The 18546-nt window shown below is 64.3% G+C and carries 16 protein-coding genes; 13 read left to right on the top strand and 3 right to left on the bottom strand.

The window, feature by feature from the left end; translation table 11 throughout:
• The first annotated feature begins 6 nt into the window (after positions 1-6).
• Genes GA0061098_RS18710 through GA0061098_RS18700 form a run of 3 tightly spaced genes read left to right on the top strand, consistent with a single transcriptional unit; the run spans position 7 to position 4087 of the window.
• Positions 7-1920 carry an SDR family NAD(P)-dependent oxidoreductase gene (locus tag GA0061098_RS18710; protein WP_165637459.1) on the top strand — a complete coding sequence of 638 codons (1914 nt, stop codon included), beginning with the start codon at positions 7-9 and terminating at the stop codon, positions 1918-1920.
• 2 nt (positions 1921-1922) lie between these two features.
• The gene (locus GA0061098_RS18705) at positions 1923-3143 is read left to right on the top strand and encodes a glycosyltransferase family 4 protein (RefSeq protein WP_091959038.1); all 1221 of its coding nucleotides are present in this window, start codon (positions 1923-1925) and stop codon (positions 3141-3143) included.
• The gene (locus GA0061098_RS18700) at positions 3140-4087 is read left to right on the top strand and encodes an NAD-dependent epimerase/dehydratase family protein (protein WP_091959035.1); all 948 of its coding nucleotides are present in this window, start codon (positions 3140-3142) and stop codon (positions 4085-4087) included. The genes GA0061098_RS18705 and GA0061098_RS18700 overlap by 4 nt, the downstream gene beginning before the upstream one ends.
• On the opposite strand, the gene GA0061098_RS18695 is transcribed toward GA0061098_RS18700, so the two are convergent.
• Together GA0061098_RS18695 and GA0061098_RS18690 are read right to left on the bottom strand one after the other, a co-directional pair.
• Positions 4075-5109, bottom strand: coding sequence for an MraY family glycosyltransferase (locus GA0061098_RS18695; RefSeq protein ID WP_430649267.1), 1035 nt, complete (start codon positions 5107-5109; stop codon positions 4075-4077). The two genes, GA0061098_RS18700 and GA0061098_RS18695, sit on opposite strands and share 13 nt — an antisense overlap.
• Positions 5106-6065, bottom strand: coding sequence for a lysylphosphatidylglycerol synthase transmembrane domain-containing protein (locus GA0061098_RS18690; protein WP_091959032.1), 960 nt, complete (start codon positions 6063-6065; stop codon positions 5106-5108). The genes GA0061098_RS18695 and GA0061098_RS18690 overlap by 4 nt, the downstream gene beginning before the upstream one ends.
• Positions 6066-6291: 226 nt before the next feature.
• Here GA0061098_RS18690 and GA0061098_RS18685 point away from each other — a divergent pair, with 226 nt between their 5' ends.
• The 6 genes from GA0061098_RS18685 to GA0061098_RS18660 all read left to right on the top strand — a co-directional run bounded on the left by GA0061098_RS18685 (position 6292) and on the right by GA0061098_RS18660 (position 13519).
• Positions 6292-7281: an NAD-dependent epimerase gene (locus GA0061098_RS18685; RefSeq protein WP_091959029.1), complete on the top strand. Its 990-nt coding sequence runs from the start codon at positions 6292-6294 to the stop codon at positions 7279-7281.
• A 7-nt stretch (positions 7282-7288) separates the two neighbouring features.
• On the top strand, positions 7289-8701 hold the full coding sequence (locus GA0061098_RS18680; RefSeq protein ID WP_165637458.1) for a mannose-1-phosphate guanylyltransferase/mannose-6-phosphate isomerase: 1413 nt from the start codon (positions 7289-7291) through the stop codon (positions 8699-8701).
• A gap of 181 nt (positions 8702-8882) precedes the next feature.
• Positions 8883-9887: a Gfo/Idh/MocA family protein gene (locus GA0061098_RS18675; RefSeq protein ID WP_038949052.1), complete on the top strand. Its 1005-nt coding sequence runs from the start codon at positions 8883-8885 to the stop codon at positions 9885-9887.
• An 11-nt stretch (positions 9888-9898) separates the two neighbouring features.
• Positions 9899-11086 carry a DegT/DnrJ/EryC1/StrS family aminotransferase gene (locus GA0061098_RS18670; RefSeq protein ID WP_283807996.1) on the top strand — a complete coding sequence of 396 codons (1188 nt, stop codon included), beginning with the start codon at positions 9899-9901 and terminating at the stop codon, positions 11084-11086.
• 226 nt (positions 11087-11312) lie between these two features.
• Positions 11313-12839, top strand: a complete 1527-nt coding sequence (gene murJ / locus GA0061098_RS18665; RefSeq protein ID WP_091959024.1) for a murein biosynthesis integral membrane protein MurJ — start codon at positions 11313-11315, stop codon at positions 12837-12839.
• Positions 12840-13063: 224 nt separating this feature from the next.
• Entirely contained in the window at positions 13064-13519 is a 456-nt protein-coding gene (locus GA0061098_RS18660; RefSeq protein WP_091959021.1) for a DoxX family protein, read from the top strand.
• A 201-nt stretch (positions 13520-13720) separates the two neighbouring features.
• Here GA0061098_RS18660 and GA0061098_RS45065 read toward each other — a convergent pair whose 3' ends face one another.
• Positions 13721-13870 (bottom strand): hypothetical protein, encoded by a 150-nt coding sequence (locus GA0061098_RS45065; protein ID WP_165637449.1) that lies wholly within the window; start codon positions 13868-13870, stop codon positions 13721-13723.
• A 640-nt stretch (positions 13871-14510) separates the two neighbouring features.
• Between GA0061098_RS45065 and GA0061098_RS18655 the strand changes: the two genes are divergently transcribed.
• From GA0061098_RS18655 to GA0061098_RS18640, 4 genes are all read left to right on the top strand, one after another.
• On the top strand, positions 14511-14786 hold the full coding sequence (locus GA0061098_RS18655) for a DUF1127 domain-containing protein (protein ID WP_091959018.1): 276 nt from the start codon (positions 14511-14513) through the stop codon (positions 14784-14786).
• 50 nt (positions 14787-14836) lie between these two features.
• Positions 14837-15361, top strand: coding sequence for a GNAT family N-acetyltransferase (locus GA0061098_RS18650; protein WP_129590884.1), 525 nt, complete (start codon positions 14837-14839; stop codon positions 15359-15361).
• A gap of 162 nt (positions 15362-15523) precedes the next feature.
• Positions 15524-17833 carry a xanthine dehydrogenase family protein molybdopterin-binding subunit gene (locus GA0061098_RS18645; RefSeq protein ID WP_091959013.1) on the top strand — a complete coding sequence of 770 codons (2310 nt, stop codon included), beginning with the start codon at positions 15524-15526 and terminating at the stop codon, positions 17831-17833.
• Positions 17834-17957: 124 nt separating this feature from the next.
• Positions 17958-18407 (top strand): cytochrome c, encoded by a 450-nt coding sequence (locus GA0061098_RS18640; protein ID WP_091959010.1) that lies wholly within the window; start codon positions 17958-17960, stop codon positions 18405-18407.
• Positions 18408-18546 lie beyond the last annotated feature (139 nt).

Here is an 18546-nt window from a genome sequence, read left to right as displayed (position 1 = left end):
CGGCGGATGACGCGTCTTTCGCATCTCACCTTGCGCAATTTCCTGATCGCGCTCCACGACCTGCTGGCGACCGCGGCGGCGCTTTTTGCCGCCTTCTATCTGCGATTCGAGGGTGGCGACGGCTTCTTCGACCGCCTGCCGCTGCTGTTCCAGATCCTGCCCTACTTCCTCGCCTTCAGCGTGGTCGTGTTCTTCATCTTCAACCTGACCACGACGAAGTGGCACTTCATCTCGCTGCCTGACGCGCTGAACATTATCCGCGTCGCGACCGTGCTGACGGTCGCCCTGCTGGTGCTCGACTACATCTTCGTCGCCCCCAACGTGCGCGGCGCCTTCTTCCTCGGCAAGGTGACGATCGTCCTCTACTGGTTCCTCGAGATCTCGTTCCTCAGCGCGCTGCGCATGACCTACCGTTACTTCCGCTATACGCGGGTGCGGCGTCACGCCAGGGGCGAGGAGGCCGCGCCGACGCTGCTGATCGGCCGCGCCGCGGATGCCGAGGTGCTCCTGCGCGGGATCGAGAGCGGAGCGATCAAGCGCATCTGGCCGGTCGGCGTGCTGTCGCCGTCGAGCTCGGATTGGGGCCAGTTCATCCGCAACGTGCCGGTGCTGGGCGGCATCGACGACGTCGAGGACGTCGTCGCCGATTTCGCCAAGCGCAACAAGCCGATCGCGCGCCTCGTCATGACGCCGTCGGCATTCGAGCCGGAAGCGCGTCCGGAATCGATCCTGATGCGGGCGCGCAAGCTGGGTGTGATCGTCAACCGGATGCCCTCGCTCGAGAGCGGCGATACGCCGCGGCTCACGGCCGTCGCGGTCGAGGACCTCCTGCTGCGGCCGAGCGAGACGATCGACTATGCGCGCCTGGAAGCGCTGATCAACGGCAAGGCGGTGATCGTCACCGGCGGCGGCGGCTCGATCGGGTCGGAGATCTGCGAGCGTGTCGTGGCCTTCGGCGCCGCGCGGCTCCTGATCGTGGAAAACTCCGAGCCCGCGCTCTATGCCATCACTGAAGCGCTCGCCGCGCGAGGGGCGGCCGCAGAAGTCGAGGGGCGGATCGCCGATATCCGCGACCGCGAGCGCATCATGCACCTGATGGCCGGGTTCAAGCCGGACATCGTGTTCCACGCCGCCGCGCTCAAGCACGTGCCGATCCTCGAACGCGACTGGAGCGAGGGCGTCAAGACCAACATCTTCGGCTCGATCAACGTTGCGGATGCCGCCGTTGCCGCCGGCGCCGAAGCCATGGTGATGATTTCGACCGACAAGGCGATCGAGCCGGTGTCGATGCTCGGCCTGACCAAGCGCTTTGCGGAGATGTACTGCCAGGCGCTGGATCACGACCTCGCAGCCGGGGCGCTCGGCGCCAAGCCGCCGATGCGGCTGATCTCGGTCCGGTTCGGCAACGTGCTGGCCTCGAACGGCTCGGTGGTGCCGAAATTCAAGGCCCAGATCGAGGCGGGCGGCCCGGTGACCGTGACGCATCCCGACATGGTCCGCTACTTCATGACCATCCGCGAGGCTTGCGATCTCGTCATCACCGCGGCCACCCATGCGCTCGGAACGCACCGTCCCGACGTCTCGGTCTACGTGCTCAACATGGGCCAGCCGGTTAAGATCGTCGATCTCGCCGAGCGCATGATCCGCCTTTCCGGGCTGCAGCCGGGCTACGATATCGAGATCGTGTTCACGGGCATGCGGCCGGGCGAGCGCCTGCACGAGATCCTGTTCGCCACCGAGGAGCCGACCCGCGAGATCGGCGTTGCCGGCATCATGGCCGCGCAGCCGAACGAGCCGCCGATGCAGACGCTGCGCAAATGGATCGCGGCGCTGGAGCAGGCGATCGCGCGCGACGATCGCGCCACCATCAGGACCATCCTGAAGGATGCGGTGCCTGAATTCGGGTCGACCGCGGCCTGACCATGCAGCCTCGGGGCAAGATCGTCGTCGCGAGCCAGCATTATCCGCCGGATACGAGTACGACGACGGCGATCATGGCCGACATCGCCTGCCGTCTCGCCGTCGAGCGCGAGGTCGTCGTGCTCTATGGCTGGCCGGGCACATTGCCGGGCTTGCAGACCGGCCCGGGCAAGCCGCGTGTCATCGCAATCAAGAACCGCATGGCGGGCAAGGCGGCGCTGGTGCGGCGCGGGGTGTCCGAGCTGCTGTTCGCGGCGCGCACATTCCTTGCCTTGCTGCGCGAGCTTAGGGCAGGCGACGTTGTGCTCACGGTCACCGCCCCGTTCATTCTGCCTTACGCGGTGGCGGCAGCAGCCAGGTTCAAGGGCGCGCGCTCGGCGCTGATCATGCACGACCTCTTTCCCGATGTGCTGGTGATGGCGGGATTGCTGAAGCCGGGCTCGTTCGTGACGCAGACGATGCGCGCCGCCAACAGCCTGATGTTCCGCGCGCTCAATGCCGTCATCACCATCGGCCGCGACGCGGAGCGGCCGCTGCTGAGCTATGCCGGGATGACGCGGAACAAGATCCGCTTCATCCCCAACTGGGCGACGCTCGTGCCCGCGCCGCGGCCGGTTAATTCGGACAACCCGTTCCGCAAGGCGCTTTCGACGCGCTTCATTGTCGGCCTGTCGGGCAATCTCGGTTTCACCCATGATCCAGAGATCGTGTTCGAGGCGGCGCGGCTTCTGAAGGACGAGACCGACATTCACTTTCTGCTGTCCGGCTGGGGCATCGGCTTCGAACGGCTGAGGCAGTTGCAGGCGGCGGCGAACCTGCCCAATGTCTCCTTTGTCGAGCGGGTCGAGGATGCCGAGCTCGAGGCATTGCTGGCGTCCGCCGATCTCTGGATCATTCCGTACCGGAAGGACGTGGCGGGCGTCTCGGTGCCGAGCCGGTTCTACAATCTGCTGGCGGTTGGCCGTCCCGTGGTGCTGGTGTCCGAGCCGGAGGCCGAGGCTGCCTTGACGGTGGTGGAGAACGGGCTCGGCTGGGTCGTGACGCCGGGCCGCCCGGACCAGCTCGCCGCGGCGATCCGCGCGGCCTCCCGCTCCACCGACGACGCGATGACGGAGCGCGCGGTGAGGACGGCACTGCGATTCGACCGGACGACGGCGATGAACGCCTATGCCGGTGTGATCGACGAATTGTTGCACACCCCGAACCTTTCGGAGCAACGATGAGCGAGAAGAAACCGGTCGTGCTGGTGACGGGAGCGAGCGGCTTCGTCGGCCGTCATGTCGTGCCGGCGCTCCAGCGCGAGGGATGGTCGGTCCGCCGCGCGGTTCGCCGCGCCGAAGGTGCCGAGGACGAGGTCGTGATCGAAACGATCGGTCCCGAGACCGATTGGCAGGCCGCGCTGGAAGGCGTCGACGCCGTCGTTCATCTCGCCGCGCGCGTGCACCACAAGCACGAGGAGCATGCGGTCAAGCTCTACCGCAACGTCAACATCGCCGGCACGCTGCATCTGGCGCGCTGTGCGGCGATAGCCGGCGTGCGCCAGTTTGTCTTCATCAGCACCGTGCTCGTGCACGGCCGTGGCAGCGAGGGCCGCGCCCCGTTCAGCGAGAGCGATGTCCTGACGCCGCGCGGCCTCTACGGCATGTCCAAGGCTGCGGCCGAAGCGGGCTTGAGGACGCTGGCGCGCGACAACGACATGAAGATCTCGGTGATCCGGCCGCCGCTGGTCTATGGCGCCGGCGCCAAGGGCAATTTCGCGCTGCTGACGCGCGCGGTCCATCTCGGGCTGCCGCTGCCCTTTGCCGCGATCCGCAACCAGCGCGCCTTCCTTGCCGTGCAGAACCTGGCGTCGTTCATCCTGCGCCGGCTCGGCCATCCCGATCCCACCAGCAACTTCGAGATCTTCCTCGTCGCCGACAGGGAGCAGGTCTCGACGCCCGAATTCATTACGCGGCTGGCCGAAGCGTCCGGCAAGAGCCTGCGGCTGTTCGGGGTGCCGCCGGGCCTGCTCAGCACGCTGCTCAGCGTCACGGGCCGGCAGGATACGCATGACAGCCTGATCGGCTCGCTCGAGCTCAACATCTCCAAGGCGCTCGCGACCGGTTGGCAGCCGCAGGTCACCCTCGACGAGGGGTTGCGGCTGGCGCTGTCGGCTCAGGACGCCTGAGGGCGGGAGAAGCGCCGCAGCACGAAGGCGACCGCGACCGCGCCCGCGAACAGGGTGACGATCGCGACCGGCATCGAGCCGGCGCGAACGCTGACGATGGCAAGCAATGCCAGCACGAGATTGAGTGCGAACACCTCGCCGATCACCTGCTTGACCTTAAAGCCATTGTCGGTGGCGCGCTGATAAAAGTGCGTGCGGTGTGCTGACCAGAATGGTTCGCGCCTGATGATGCGGCGAAGCAGCGTGATGGTGGAATCCGCAAGATAATAAGCCGGCAGCAGCAGCGCCGCGGCGGGCTGTCCGTGCCAGGCGAGCTCCAGCAGACACCAGCCGAGCAAGAGGCCGATCGGCAGGCTGCCGACATCGCCCAGGAAGACCTTTGCGGCGGGACGGTTGAACGGCGCAAAGCCGAGCATGGCCCCGCACAGCGCCGTGGCGAGCAGCGCCGCGGATGGCGAGAGGTCGCCATACCATCCGAGCAATCCGAGCGCGGCCGTGAGAGGCACCACCTCCGCCACGGTCATCAGGTCGAGCCCGTCCATGAAATTGACGAGGTTCACGAACCAGATGCCGGCGAGCAGGATGAGGCCGCGCTCCAGCGCCAGCGGCAGCGCCGGCACCATGCGCGCGGTCTCCGGTGTCGTGAATACGACGGCGGCCACGGCTCCCGCCTGCAGCACGAGGCGGAGCAGCACGGGCAGGGGCCTGATGTCATCGACAAGTCCGACCATCGCGATCACGACGGCGGAGCCGATCAGAGGCAAGGGAATCGCGCCGTACGTCCAGGCCGCCCAGGACGCAGCCACCAGCAGCGTGGCCGCGACAACCGCGATGCCCGCACCTTGCGGGGTCGGTATCTTGTGCGACGAGCGTGCGTTTGGACGCGCCAGTGCATAACGCTGCAGCAGCGGCATGCTGTACCAGGTAATGCAGGCCGAGATTAGTGCGGCCAGCACGGCCGGCGCAAGCGTGAACAGCAACAACCCGGCCGCAAGGTCCGGACCCGCGACGAGGGTCGTCACTCCGGCACTCCGATCGGTGCCGACCCCTGTGCGGCTTTCTCCGCGCTGAGGATCCAGACCAGGCCGCCGAACGCGCCGACGATGAAGGACACGGCGCCGAACAGCAGCGAGACGTTGACGCCCTCGTTGGCGGCCAGGCCGGCGAAGCCGAACGCCAGGCTCATCGTGGCTTCACGCACGCCCCAACCGGCGATCGAGATCGGCATCATCGTGATCAGCATCACGGGCGGCACCAGCAGGAAGACGTCGCTGAAGCGAACCGGGGCCGCAATCGACTGCACGACGCACCAGGCGATGACGACGGCGAGCACGTGAACGAGCACCGACAGGATTGCGATGATCGGTCCGCGGCTGCGGCTGAAGATCACGCGGTTCGCGATCACGGCACAGGCGTGAATGTGATGCGTGGCCCACCAGGTCTTCAGCCAGCGCCATTTCAGCGCGCCGAAAACCAGGAAGCCGATGCCGCCGGCGAGCGCCAGGAAATCGATGAGCAGGAGCGCCGAGCGCCCGTGCGGATCGGTGATGAGGGTGTAGCTCCAGGGCAGGCTCGCGACGATGAGAATCGCGAGCGCGATCAAGCCGATCGCGCGGTCGACGAAGATCGAGTAGGTCGCCGCACGCCAGCCGGCGCCGGCGCGCGCGACCAGCCACAGCCGGACCGCGTCGCCGCCGATCGCCGACGGCAGGGTCTGGTTGAAGAAGGAGCCGATCACGTTGTAGCGCATGGCGCGGCCGAGCTCGAGCGGCGCGCCGCAGACGGCGCTGATCTCGCGCCAGCGCAGCACGCCGACGAAGATCTGCAGGAAGGTGACCGCGATCGCGGCGCCGATCCAGAACAGGCTGGTCACGGTGAAGCGCGAAAACAATTCGGACAGATCGACCTTGCGCAGCGCCAGATAGAGCAGCGCCGCGGAAATCAGGATTTTGGCCGTCGACAGCAGGATTCGGCGCATCTCGCCCGCATGAACAGGGTTTGCGAAGATTTGAGGCAACCCGACGCGAGCGCCGAATTCGGCCGCTTTGGTATGGTTTTGGCGCCGATCTTGCAATAGCCCTCGTGAGGCTCTCGTGGGCTCTCGTGGAGGGGCATTATGGAGCGGATGAGCCGCGGCGGGCCTATTGCGATCACCTTGAGGTGACGGCTAAACAGGATCGGGCTAGGGATCCCCAGGGAACAGGATGACGGATCAGGCGATTTTGGTCACCGGGGCCGCCGGCTTCATCGGCTTTCACGTCGCCCGGCAGCTCCTGGGTGAAGGCCGCACCGTCGTCGGGCTCGACAATCTCAACAGCTATTACGATCCGGCACTGAAGCGGGCGCGCCTCGCGCTGTTGCAGAACGACGCCCGCTTCTCCTTCGTCGAGGCCGATCTTGCCGACCGCGAGACGATGGCGGCGCTGTTTGCGCAACATCGTTTTACGGAGGTCGTGCATCTCGCGGCGCAGGCCGGCGTGCGCTACTCGATCGAGCAGCCGCATGCCTACGCCGATTCCAATCTGGTGGGCTTTCTCAACGTGCTCGAAGGCTGCCGCAACAGCGGCTGTCGTCATCTCGTTTACGCCTCGTCATCCTCCGTTTATGGCGCCAACACAAAATTGCCATTTGCGGTTGCGGACCGGACCGACCATCCCGTGAGCTTCTACGCCGCGACCAAGAAGGCGAACGAGGTGATGGCGCAGTCCTACAGCCATCTCTATCGCCTGCCGGTCACGGGCCTTCGCTTCTTTACCATTTACGGGCCATGGGGACGGCCTGACATGGCCATGTTTCTGTTCGTAAACGCCATTATGGCGGGCAAGCCGATCCGGCTGTTTAACCATGGCCGAATGCGTCGCGACTTCACCTATGTTGATGATGTCACACGTGTAGTATTTAAGCTGATCGATCTTGTGCCTGCGGACGATCCGGCTGCCGCAAATGCGCCGTTTAAGCTCTACAATGTCGGCAATCACCATCCGGAGGAACTGATGCACGTCGTCGGGCTTCTGGAGCGGGAGCTGGGCCGGACGGCGATCAAAGAATTGCTGCCGATGCAGCCGGGAGATGTGCTGGAAACGTTCGCGGATGTCGAGGACCTGATGCGCGACACCGGCTTTGCACCGTCAACGCCGATCGAGCATGGGGTCCATAATTTTGTCACCTGGTATCGGGACTACTTCAAGGTTTGAGATGACGATGGACAAACGCATTATCCCCCTGATCATGTGCGGCGGTGCCGGCACGCGGCTATGGCCGGCTTCGCGCGAGGTGCGGCCAAAACAGTTCCTGCCGCTGTTCGGCACCCGCTCCACCTTCCAGGATACGCTGCTGCGCGTTTCCGATCCCTCCCTGTTCGACCGGCCGATCGTCATCACCAATGCGTCCTATCGCTTCATGGTGCTGGAGCAGCTCGCCGAGATCGGCATCGAGGCCGACGTGATCCTCGAGCCGATGCGTCGCGATTCCGGTCCCGCGATCGCGGCCGGCGCCGTGTTCGCGCAGAACCGCGCCAGTGAAGCGATCGTGCTTGCGCTCGCCGCCGACCACGTCGTGCAGGACAATGCCGCTTTCGTCGCCGCCTGCCGCGAGGGCCGTAACGCCGCGAGCACCGGGCGCATCGTCACCTTCGGCGTCAAGCCGGAGCGGCCGGCGACCGAATACGGCTACATCAATCCGGGCGAGGTGATCTCCGGCGAGGTGCATGCGGTCGCGCGCTTCGTCGAGAAACCGGACGCGGTGAAGGCCTCCGACTACGTCAATTCGGGCTATCTCTGGAACAGCGGCAATTTCATGTTCCCGGCGAGCGTGCTGCTCGACGAATATCGCAGGGTCGATGCAGGAAGCGTCGAGGCCGTCAGCAACGCGGTCAACAATGCCGGCCGCGATCTCGGCTTCGTCACGCTGGAGCCCGAGGCGTTCGGCGCGGCCAAGGCGATCTCGATCGACTATGCCGTGATGGAGAAGACTTCGCGCGCCGCGGTGGTGCCGGTGTCCTGCGGCTGGTCCGATGTCGGCTCCTGGCACGCGGTGTGGGAGCTCTCCGACAAGGACGCGCAAGGCAATGCGTCGCACGGCGCCGCCGTGTTCGAGGATTCCCGCAACTGCAACGTCACGACCGATTCCGCGCTGGTCGCGCTCGAAGGCGTCGACGATCTCGTCGTGGTCGCGACCGCGGATGCGGTGCTGGTCTCGCGCCAGAAGGATGCCAACGGCCTGAAGCGTCTCGTCACGAAGCTGAAGGCGGTCGCGCCGAAGGTCACCGAAGAGCATCTCAAGGTGCACCGGCCCTGGGGCAGCTATCAGTCCGTCGACAATGGCGAGCGCCACCAGGTCAAGCGCATCGTGGTGAAGCCGGGCGGGCGGCTGTCGCTGCAGAAGCACCATCATCGTGCCGAGCACTGGATCGTGGTCCGCGGCGCCGCCCGCGTCACCGTCAACGAGGCCGTGAAGACGGTGCACGAGAACGAGTCGATCTACATCCCAATGGGCGCCGTCCACCGGATGGAGAACCCCGGTAAAATCATGCTGGAACTGATCGAGGTCCAGACTGGAAGCTATCTCGGGGAAGACGACATCATCCGGATTGAAGACGACTATCAAAGGTCGTAACCAGCAAACTCCGAATCACGCGACCCGGGCCAAAGAGGCGATATTTTTCGGCTTAAGGCCCGGGGAACGTGTAACTTTTTGAATCAAATCGTGTCCGGGCCGCTAGGGCGGCATTCGCCACAAATGTGGCGTCCGTGCTAGAAGCGCGGCGGGGATTTGCGTTGAATCGGGGTTTACTCAGATGAGTTCCAAAGGGTCTGCACCGGCAAAGGCCGGCTTGCGCGTTGGCGTCATTGGCGCTGGCGTGATGGGGAGCAACCACGCGCGCGTGCTTGCGGGTCTTCCCGGCGTCAGCCTCGTCGGCGTCGTCGATCCTTCGCCGGCACATCGTACACGCGCGACGGAACTTGCCAATTGCGCAAGCTTCGAGACGCTCGACCAGCTCTTCGCCGAGGGCATCGACGCCGTCACCATCGCAGCTCCCACCCATCTGCATCACGAGGTCGCGCTCGCCTGCATCGCCAAGAACATTCATGTTCTGGTCGAGAAGCCGATCGCATCCACGGTGGAGGAGGGCCGCGAGATCGTCGCTGCCGCGCAAAAGGCCGGCGTCACGCTGATGGTCGGCCATGTCGAGCGCTTCAATCCGGCGGTTGCCGCCGTCAAGCAGGCGATCGCTGGCGAAGACATTCTTTCCATCGCGATCACGCGCGTCGGCCCGTTCCCGCCGCGCATGTCCAATGTCGGCGTCGTCATCGACCTCGCCGTGCACGACATCGATCTGATCCGCTGGTTCACCGAATCCGACATCGTCGAGGTGCAGCCGCAATTGTCGAGCGCGGTCGCTGAGCGCGAGGACATCGCGCTGCTGCAGTTCCGCACCGAGAGCGGCGTGCTCGCGCACATCAACACCAACTGGCTGACGCCGTTCAAGGCGCGCAGCGTCACGGTCGCGACCCGCGGCAAATATGTGATGGGCGATCTGCTCACGCGCCAGGTCACCGAGTGCTTCGGCTTCAAGCCCGACGGCAGCTATTCGATGCGGCATCTGCCGGTCGGACATGACGAGCCGCTCCGCGCCGAGCTGATCGCGTTCCTCAAGGCGGTGCGCAACGGCGAGACGCCGGCGGTCACCGGCGACGAAGGCGTCGCCAGCCTCGAGATCGCCACGCAATGCCTGGAGACGCCGTCACGGCCCGCGGCCAAATCGCCCGCCCTCAAGGGCCCGCGCCGCGTCGCCGGCTGAACCCTTCATCCATGTCGACCATTCAAGAAGGCGCCAAGAGCCAGGTCATGAACCAGCATCTGCGTTCCGAACCCATTCCCTTCATCGACGTCGCCTCGCAGCGCCGCCGGCTCGGCGCCTCGCTCGATGCCGCGGTCAAGCGCGTTCTCGACCACTGCCAGTTCGTCAATGGCCCTGAAGTCGCCGGGCTTGAGAAACAGCTTGCGGCCTACAGCGGTGCCAAGCACGTCATCGGCTGCGCCAGCGGCACCGACGCGCTTCTCATGGTGCTGATGGCGAAGAACGTCGGTCCCGGCGATGCCGTGCTGTGTCCGTCCTTCACCTTCATCGCGACCGCGTCGCCGGCGGCACGGATGGGCGCGACCCCTGTCTACGTCGATGTCGACGAGACGACCTTCAACATGAGCCCTGAGTCCCTGAAGCGTGGCATCGCGACCGCCCGCAAGGCGGGCCTGAGGCCGGTTGCGGTCATTCCGGTCGATCTGTTCGGCCAGCCCGCCGACCACGATGCCATCGCCGAGATCGCCAGGGCCGAAGGCCTGTTCGTGATCGACGACGCCGCGCAAGGTTTTGGCGCGAGCTACAAGGGCCGCAAGCTCGGCACCTTCGGGCTCGCCACCACGACCAGCTTCTTCCCCGCAAAGCCGCTCGGCTGCTTCGGCGACGGCGGCGCGATCTTCACCGATGACGACGAGCTCGCGGCCACCTTGCGCAGCATCCGCGTTCACGGGCAGGGCGTCGACAAATACGACAACGTCCGCCTCGGCCTCACCGGCCGGCTCGACACCATGCAGGCCGCGATCCTGATCGAGAAGCTGAAGATCTTCGACGACGAGATCGCAGCCCGCAACAAGGTCGCGGAGCGCTACGCGCGCGGCCTGTCCAACGTGGTCACCGTGCCGCGCCTCAGCCCCGGCAATACCTCGGTCTGGGCGCAGTACACCATCCGTCTCCCAGAGGGCACCGACCGCGACGGCTTCGCTGCCGCGCTGAAAGCCCAGGGCGTGCCGACCGCGATCTATTACGGCAAGTCGATGCATCAGCAGACCGCCTACAAGCAATATCCGGTCGCCGAAGGCGGCCTGCCCGGTTGCGAGAGCCTGTCGCAGGATGTCATCAGCCTGCCGATGCACGCCTATCTGACCGAAGCCGACCAGGAGCGAATCATCGCCGCCGTCCGCGGCGCGATTGCGGGGTGATTTCGCTTCTTCCCTCTCCCCCTGTGGGAGAGGGTGGCTCGCCGCGTCCAGCGGCGAGACGGGTGAGGGGTCTCTCTCGCGCTTTCGATGTGGAGAGAGAGACCCCTCACCCGATTGAGTTTGTATCTTCCTGCGGCGCTGCCCTCTCCCACAAGGGTAGAGGGCGCAACAATGCGCATCGCAAGATGCAATCGACCTCTGTCCGATAAGTCTCTAGAAGGGACGCATGCTCGGACGCATCTTCACGGTCGGCGGATACACGCTGCTCTCGCGGCTGACGGGGTTTGCCCGCGACATCATGCTCGCGGCGATCCTCGGCGCCGGCCCCGTGGCCGACGCCTTTTTCGTGGCGCTGCGGCTGCCCAATCATTTCCGCGCGATCTTCGCCGAGGGCGCCTTCAACGCCGCCTGGGTCCCGGCCTATGCCCATGTCCATGGCGAGAAGGGGGAGGGGGCGGCAAAGCTTTTCGCCGACCGCATCTTCACGCTGCTGCTGGCCTCGCAGGTGGTGCTGCTTATCGTCGCCTGGCTGTTCATGCCGCAGGCCATGCGCATCCTGGCGCCGGGCTTCAGTGACGATGCCGAGCAGCGCAAGCTCGCGATCGAGCTGACCCGGATCACCTTTCCCTATCTTCTGCTGATCACGCTGGTGACGCTCTATGGCGGCATGCTCAACGTGATGCAGCGCTTTGCCAGCGCCGCGGCCGCATCGATCTTCCTCAACGTTTCGATGATGATGACGCTGGCGGTCGCCGTCTGGTTTCCGAGCGCGGGCCATGCAGCTGCCTGGGGCGTCCTGATCTCCGGTTTCCTGCAATATTTCCTGCTCGCCGGCGATCTCGCCCGCCATGGCGGCCTGCCGCGCTTTGCGCCGCTGAAGCTCGACGAGGACGTCCGCGGTTTCTTCAAGGCACTCGGGCCTGCGACGCTGGGATCGATGGGCACGCAGGTGGCGCTGTTCGCCGATACCATCATCGCGACCTTCCTGCCTGCCGGCGCGCTGTCGGCGCTTTATTATGCCGACCGGCTCAACCAGCTCCCGATCGGCGTGATCGGCATCGCCATCGGCACCGTGCTGCTGCCGGAGATGTCGCGCCGGATCACGGCCAACGATCATGACGGCGCGATGAAGGCGCAGCGCCGCGCTTTCGATTTCACGCTGCTGTTCTCGATCCCGTTCGTTGCGGCCTTCCTCACCGTGCCGGACGAGATCATGCGCGCGCTGTTCGCCCGCGGCGCCTTCTCCAAGGCCGACGCGGTCGCCGCCGGCGGCACGCTCGCGGCCTACGCCATCGGCCTGATCCCGTTCGTGCTGATCCGCAGCGCGGTTGCGACCTTCTATGCGCGCAAGGACACCGCAACGCCGGTTCGGGCGTCGCTGACCGGCATTGCGGTCAATGTCGCGCTGAAGGTCGCCTTGATGGGATCGCTCGCCCAGATCGGCCTTGCGCTCGCAACCGCCGTTGGCGTCTGGACCAATCTGTTGCTGGTGCTGTTCTTCGCCGTGCGGCGCGGCTTTCTCGTGCTGGACCGCGCCTGGCTGACCTCGCTGGCCAAATTCCTGCTGATCGGGATCATCCTCGCCGCAGCGTTCTGGCTGATCGCGCACTTCAGCGCTTCAGCTCTCGCCTCGATGCGCTTCCACGACGAGTTGACGCTCGTCCTGCTCGCGGTCGGGGGCACGATCGTCTATGCGCTCACGGTCCTCGTCCTGTTCGGCCGCAGCTGGCTGGTTTCGCTGGTGCGCGGCTAGGCGTGTGCCGAAAGCCAACACTCCTACCCCGCCGTCACCGCGCCGAAGAATCGCTTTGAACGCGGCCAACGCCGTGAGCGGATGGACCGTTTGTTGGGCCTCGGAGGCTCCAGGGGTCTCCAGCGCGTCATGCCCGCCGGGCGCCTTCATGCGGTTCGCCAATCGTGATACGATCTCGATATTCAGGTGCCGTCCTCAGGTAGCAACGCGATGAGGCAGTGACCATGTCATTTCGCTCTTCCTGGTCCACATCTCGGATCGACCAGTTCGCCACCAGCAATGCCGACCTGCTGATCCTGATCGGCCGCATCCTGCTTGCATGGGTGTTTGTTGGAAGCGTGTATGGAGCACTTGGCAACTTCAGTGGCTCAGTGGGCTATTTTCGGTCGCTCAACCTTCCAGTGCCGCAGCTGTTCACAACGACCACCGTCATCCTGGAAATACTGATATCGGTTGGTTTGATACTCGGCGTTGGTACGCGCTACTGCGCAATTTTGATTTTTCTATTTGTATTGTCGGCTACTGCAATCGCACATCGTTACTGGGAATATCCCGCCGGTCCGCAACAGATCGGGCAGTACAATAATTTCCTGAAGAACATCTCGATATCAGGAGGCGCTCTGTTGATCCTGGTCACCGGAGGGGGCCGGTTCTCCCTCGATCGGAGGCTGGCAGGCTAGCAGCTTTGTTCGTTTCAGCCGCTTCCTCAGCCTGATAGCCAATAACTTGCTTAGAGTGAGCATCGTCGGCCCCAGCAGAGTTGCGAGAGGTTGCAGCCGCACGATGTGCCGCTCGGTCGGTTCGTCTTGACGCCATCAACGCGACGCGCAGCTCTGCCAGCTCGGCAGCTGCCAAGCCGTGCCATTGCGGCCGTTACTGCGTCACTTCGCCTTGTGCCTGAAAGCAACCTCGAGCAGATGGCTGACGAGATTCGAGAGCGGCTTCAGGTGCTCGCTTATAATCCTGAAGGAAAGCATCAGCCACGTCGCGAGCGCGGCACACCACAACAGGATTTCCAATGTTTCGGGCATGAGGACACCCATTAAAGCAATTACTGGAAATCCGAGCAGTGTCGCCGATCTGAACCCACGCGACAAGTCCTCCTAAAAGTGGCAACATGCTGAAACACTCGGAAGAACCGTTAGCTCGCCATGACAATCGCCCAAGCACGGCGTCTTACGCCGGGAAGCTAAACCATTCTGCTGCTGGTGCTCTTCCTTGCCGCGCGGCGCGGCTTTCTCGTGCTTGACCGTGCCTGGCTGATGTTGCTCGGCAAATTCCTGCTGACCGGGATCATCCTCGTCGCAGCGGTCTGACTAATTGCAAGCTTCAGCGCTTCATAGCTCGCCTCGATGCATTTCCACGACGAGTTGACGCTCGTCCTGCTCGTCGTCGGCGGTTCGCATAGTGCCGCCGCAGAGTGCTCGCCTCAAGGCTGTAGCCGACCTCCGCACATCTCTTGATTTCGCGCGGTTGCCATGGTATCAACGTCTCATGATTAAATGCTCGCGCACCGTCAACCGCAACCACATGACCCGCTTCGGCTGGGCCGTGGAACTAGTCGTGCGCTAGGAATTCGACGACGACATCTTTTCCACCAGGCCCCGCCGGCATCGGACGGGGCCTTTTGTTTGGCCACGCTCCCTGCCGGCTCAACAGCAGGAGCGTGCGATGCCACCCCAACAGACGAACATCTCACCCGAAATTGAGGTCGATGCCGCAAGGCGTGGCCTCGACCTTTCCATCGTCCTGAGCCTGCTCAGGCGATATTGGCGTGCGTTTCAGGAGTGGCGGCCGCGCGCAGGGGTCACCTTGCAGGACCTCAGTGACAGGGAGCTGATGGACATCGGTCTGACGCGCGGCGATATCGATTGCATCGCGCCTGAACGCGCCATCGAGAGATTGAGAGACAGCACGAGGACTCTGTGGGGCCGTGGCGGGATGTGAAGGACCACAATTCCTGCCGTTCTTCACTGCAACAAGGAGAGGAGGCGATCATGATATCGCATGCTGCCGGTGCTCAGACGGACGAGGAAATCCGACGATTGAATGTCGATGATCTCGATCTTTTTCGCGACATTCGCGCGGAGGCGCTTCAGATGCACCCTCAAACGTTTGGTTCTCCTGAAGAGGACGAGGGCGGGGAGCCGATGATGGCGGCTTATCGCCGTTGGCTGGATGGAATGATCCTCGGCGCATTTCGATGCGGGAGCTTGATGGGCGTCGCGGGCTTCTATGTATCGCCAGATCGGCGATCGCAGCACAGGGGCAACATCTTCACGGTTTACGTGAGGGAGGAGGGCCGAGGTAAAGGGGTCGGAGATCGGCTCATCAAGGAGCTTCTTGCCCATGCCGAGGCACGCGTCGAGCAGGTGCATCTCGCCGTCTTGCTCGAATCGACCGCTGCAATCAACACCTACAAGCGTAACGGCTTTGAAATCTTCGGTACCGATCCCGCTGCCGTCCGCATAGGAGAGGCCACCTACGACAAGTACTTTATGGTCAGGAAATTCAGCCGCTAACGCCGTTTCCCACGGCTGTCCGACATGGTCGCGCCAGAACTGTCGGGGGTGACTTCGAATCATCGGCCCCTATGGGGAACGGCAACGCCCTAAAGCCGTTTGCCTTGCCAGTTTTTCCACGGCAATATGCCGGCAAAACAACCATGAGAACGGGAAGATAAAATGGCGGCTCCCATCAAGTTCGGCGTTGGCCAAAGCGTGCTGCGCAAGGAGGATGACGCGCTCATCCGCGGCAAGGGCCGCTATACCGACGATTATGCGCCGCAGGCTGCGCTGCGCTGCCTGATGCTGCGCTCGCCGCACGCGCATGCCAAATACACCATCGATGTGAGCCGCGCCCGCGGGCTGCCCGGCGTCGCGCTGATCCTGACCGCCGACGACGTTGGGGATCTCGGCAATCTGCCTTGCCTGTTCAATCTCGAGACCGATCCGTTCACCGGCCCGCCATACCCGATCCTGGCCAAGGACGAGGTGCGCCATGTCGGCGATTCCATCGCCTTCGTCGTCGCCGAGACCATCGACCAGGCCCGCGACGCGATCGAGGCGATCGACGTCAAATGGTCGCCGCTCCCGGCGGTGACCGGCGTCGTCAATGCCGTGAAGAAGGGCGCGCCGCAGGTCTGGCCCGACAAGGCCGGCAATGTGCTGTTCGACGTCTCGATCGGCGACAAGGCCGCGACCGAAGCTGCCTTCGCCAAGGCGCATGCGGTGGCGGAAATCTCGATCGTCAATCCGCGCGTGGTCGCGAGCTTCCTGGAGACGCGTGCGGCCGTTTGCGAGTACGATTCCAAGCGCGACCATCTGACGCTGACGGTCGGCAGCCAGGGCAGCCACCGCCTGCGCGACATCCTGTGCCAGAACGTGCTCAACATCCCGACCGACAAGATGCGGGTGATCTGCCCCGATGTCGGCGGCGGGTTCGGCACGAAGCTGTTTCCGTATCGGGAATACGCCTTGATGGCGGTCGCCGCGCGAAAATTGAAGAAGGCGGTGAAATGGGCGGCCGACCGCTCCGAACATTTCCTGGGCGATGCGCAGGGCCGCGACAACGTCACCACTGCGAAGATGGCGCTGGCCGAGGACGGCAAGTTCCTCGCGATGGACTGCGACCTGATGGGCGACATGGGCGCCTATCTGTCGACGTTCGGCCCCTACATCCCGCATGGCGGCGCCGGCATGCTGCCGGGCCTCTACGACATCCAGGCCTTCCACTGCCGGGTGCGCACCATCTTCACGCACAGCGTGCCAGTCGATGCCTATCGCGGCGCCGGGCGGCCCGAGGCGGCCTACGTCATCGAACGTCTCGTGGACGCCTGCGCGCGAAAGCTCGACATGACGCCGGATGCCATCCGTCGCAAGAACTTCATCCCGCCGAAGGCGCTGCCGTACAAGACGGCCACGGGCAAGGTCTACGATTCCGGCGATTTCGCCGCGCATCTCAAGCGCGCGATGGAGATCGCCGAGTGGAAGGAGTTTGGAAAGCGCGCCAAGGCGGCCAAGAAGGAGGGCCTGATCCGCGGCATTGGGCTAGCGAGCTATGTCGAGATTTGCGGCGTGATGGGTGAGGAGACGGCCAATGTCCGCCTCGATCCGAGTGGCGACGTCACCGTGCTGATCGGCACGCAATCGAGCGGGCAGGGCCATCAGACCGCTTATGCGCAGATCGTCGCCGAGCAATTCGGCCTGCCACCGGAGCGCGTGCATATCCGCCAGGGCGACACCGAGGAGATCGCGACCGGCCTCGGCACCGGCGGCTCGGCCTCGATTCCCACCGGCGGCGTTTGCGTGGAGCGTGCTGCGGGCGATCTCGGCAAGAAGCTGAAGGAGTTTGCAGCTCAGGCGCTGGAAGCGAGCGCGGGCGACCTCGAGATCACCGACGGCATGATCCGGATCGCCGGCACCGACCGCTCGATCTCCTTTGCTGACCTCGCCAAGCGCCCCGGCGCCGATCCCACGAAGCTGAACGGCAGCGCAACCTTCGCCAGTGCCGACGGCACCTATCCCAACGGCACACATCTCGCGGAGGTCGAGATCGATCCGGCCACCGGCATCATCAAGATCGTCAACTACGTGATCGTCGATGATTTCGGCAAGACGCTCAATCCGCTGCTTCTGGCCGGCCAGGTGCATGGCGGCGCCATGCAGGGCATCGGCCAGGCGCTGATGGAGCAGGTGGTCTATGGCGCGGGCGACGGCCAGCTCATTACCGCGACCTTCATGGACTACGCGCTGCCGCGCGCAGCGGACGGGCCAGCCTTCGTGTTCGAGACTGCCAACGTTCCCTGCAAGACCAATCCGCTGGGGGTGAAGGGGGCGGGCGAGGCCGGCGCGATCGGCTCCTGTCCGGCCGTCGTCAATGCCATCGTCGATGCGCTCTGGCGCGAGTACAAGATCGACCACATCGACATGCCGGCAACGCCTGAGCGGGTGTGGATCGCCATCAACGAGCACCATCGCCGCCACAATCTCTAAACCAGATCTCCGCGCGCACGGGAATAAACGCTTCGCGCGGGGTTCTACCCATGATGGGCCCGGCTTCCCCCCGAAGCCGGCGAAGTCTCATTCCCTGAATCTCGCAAGCCGGAGAAACGGACCAATGAAACGGACGATGATTGTCGCGGGCGCCCTCGTGATGGGCGCGGGCGCGGTGATGGCGCAACAGGAGATTGCGGTCCAACAGGACAATCTGATGCGCGCGATCGCCAAGAACCAGTATGGCGTGATCCAGAAGATGACCAAGGGCGACATCCCCTTCGACAAGAAAGCTGCCGATCAGGCCATCGCCAGCATCGAGGCCGATGTTGCCAAGATCGCCAAGACTTTCGAGGTCAATCCCAAGCAGGATGTCGTCGACGCGACCTATGGCGCCTCGCAAAAGGTCTGGCAGAACAAGGCCGATTTCGACTCCAAGATCCCGCCGGTGCAGAAGGCGATCGCCGACGCCAAGGGCAAGATCAAGGATGTCGCCAGCCTGAAGGCGGCGTATACCGCAATCAATGACCGCTGCAGCGATTGCCACGAGACGTATCGGGTCAAGCTGAAATAGCGAGGCACAGTTCTCGCTCCATCCGGGCTACGGCGCTGATAAGGAATCGAAAAAGGCGGTTGCGAAAGCAGCCGCTTTTTTGCGTCGGCGCGAAGCGCGGCAGGAATTTATGTCCGCAAGGCCTGACGGATCGCTGTGA

It is taken from the genome of Bradyrhizobium shewense (genome assembly GCF_900094605.1).
Classification (GTDB): Bacteria; Pseudomonadota; Alphaproteobacteria; order Rhizobiales; family Xanthobacteraceae; genus Bradyrhizobium; species Bradyrhizobium shewense.
This window is presented reverse-complemented; position numbering and strand designations above follow the sequence as displayed.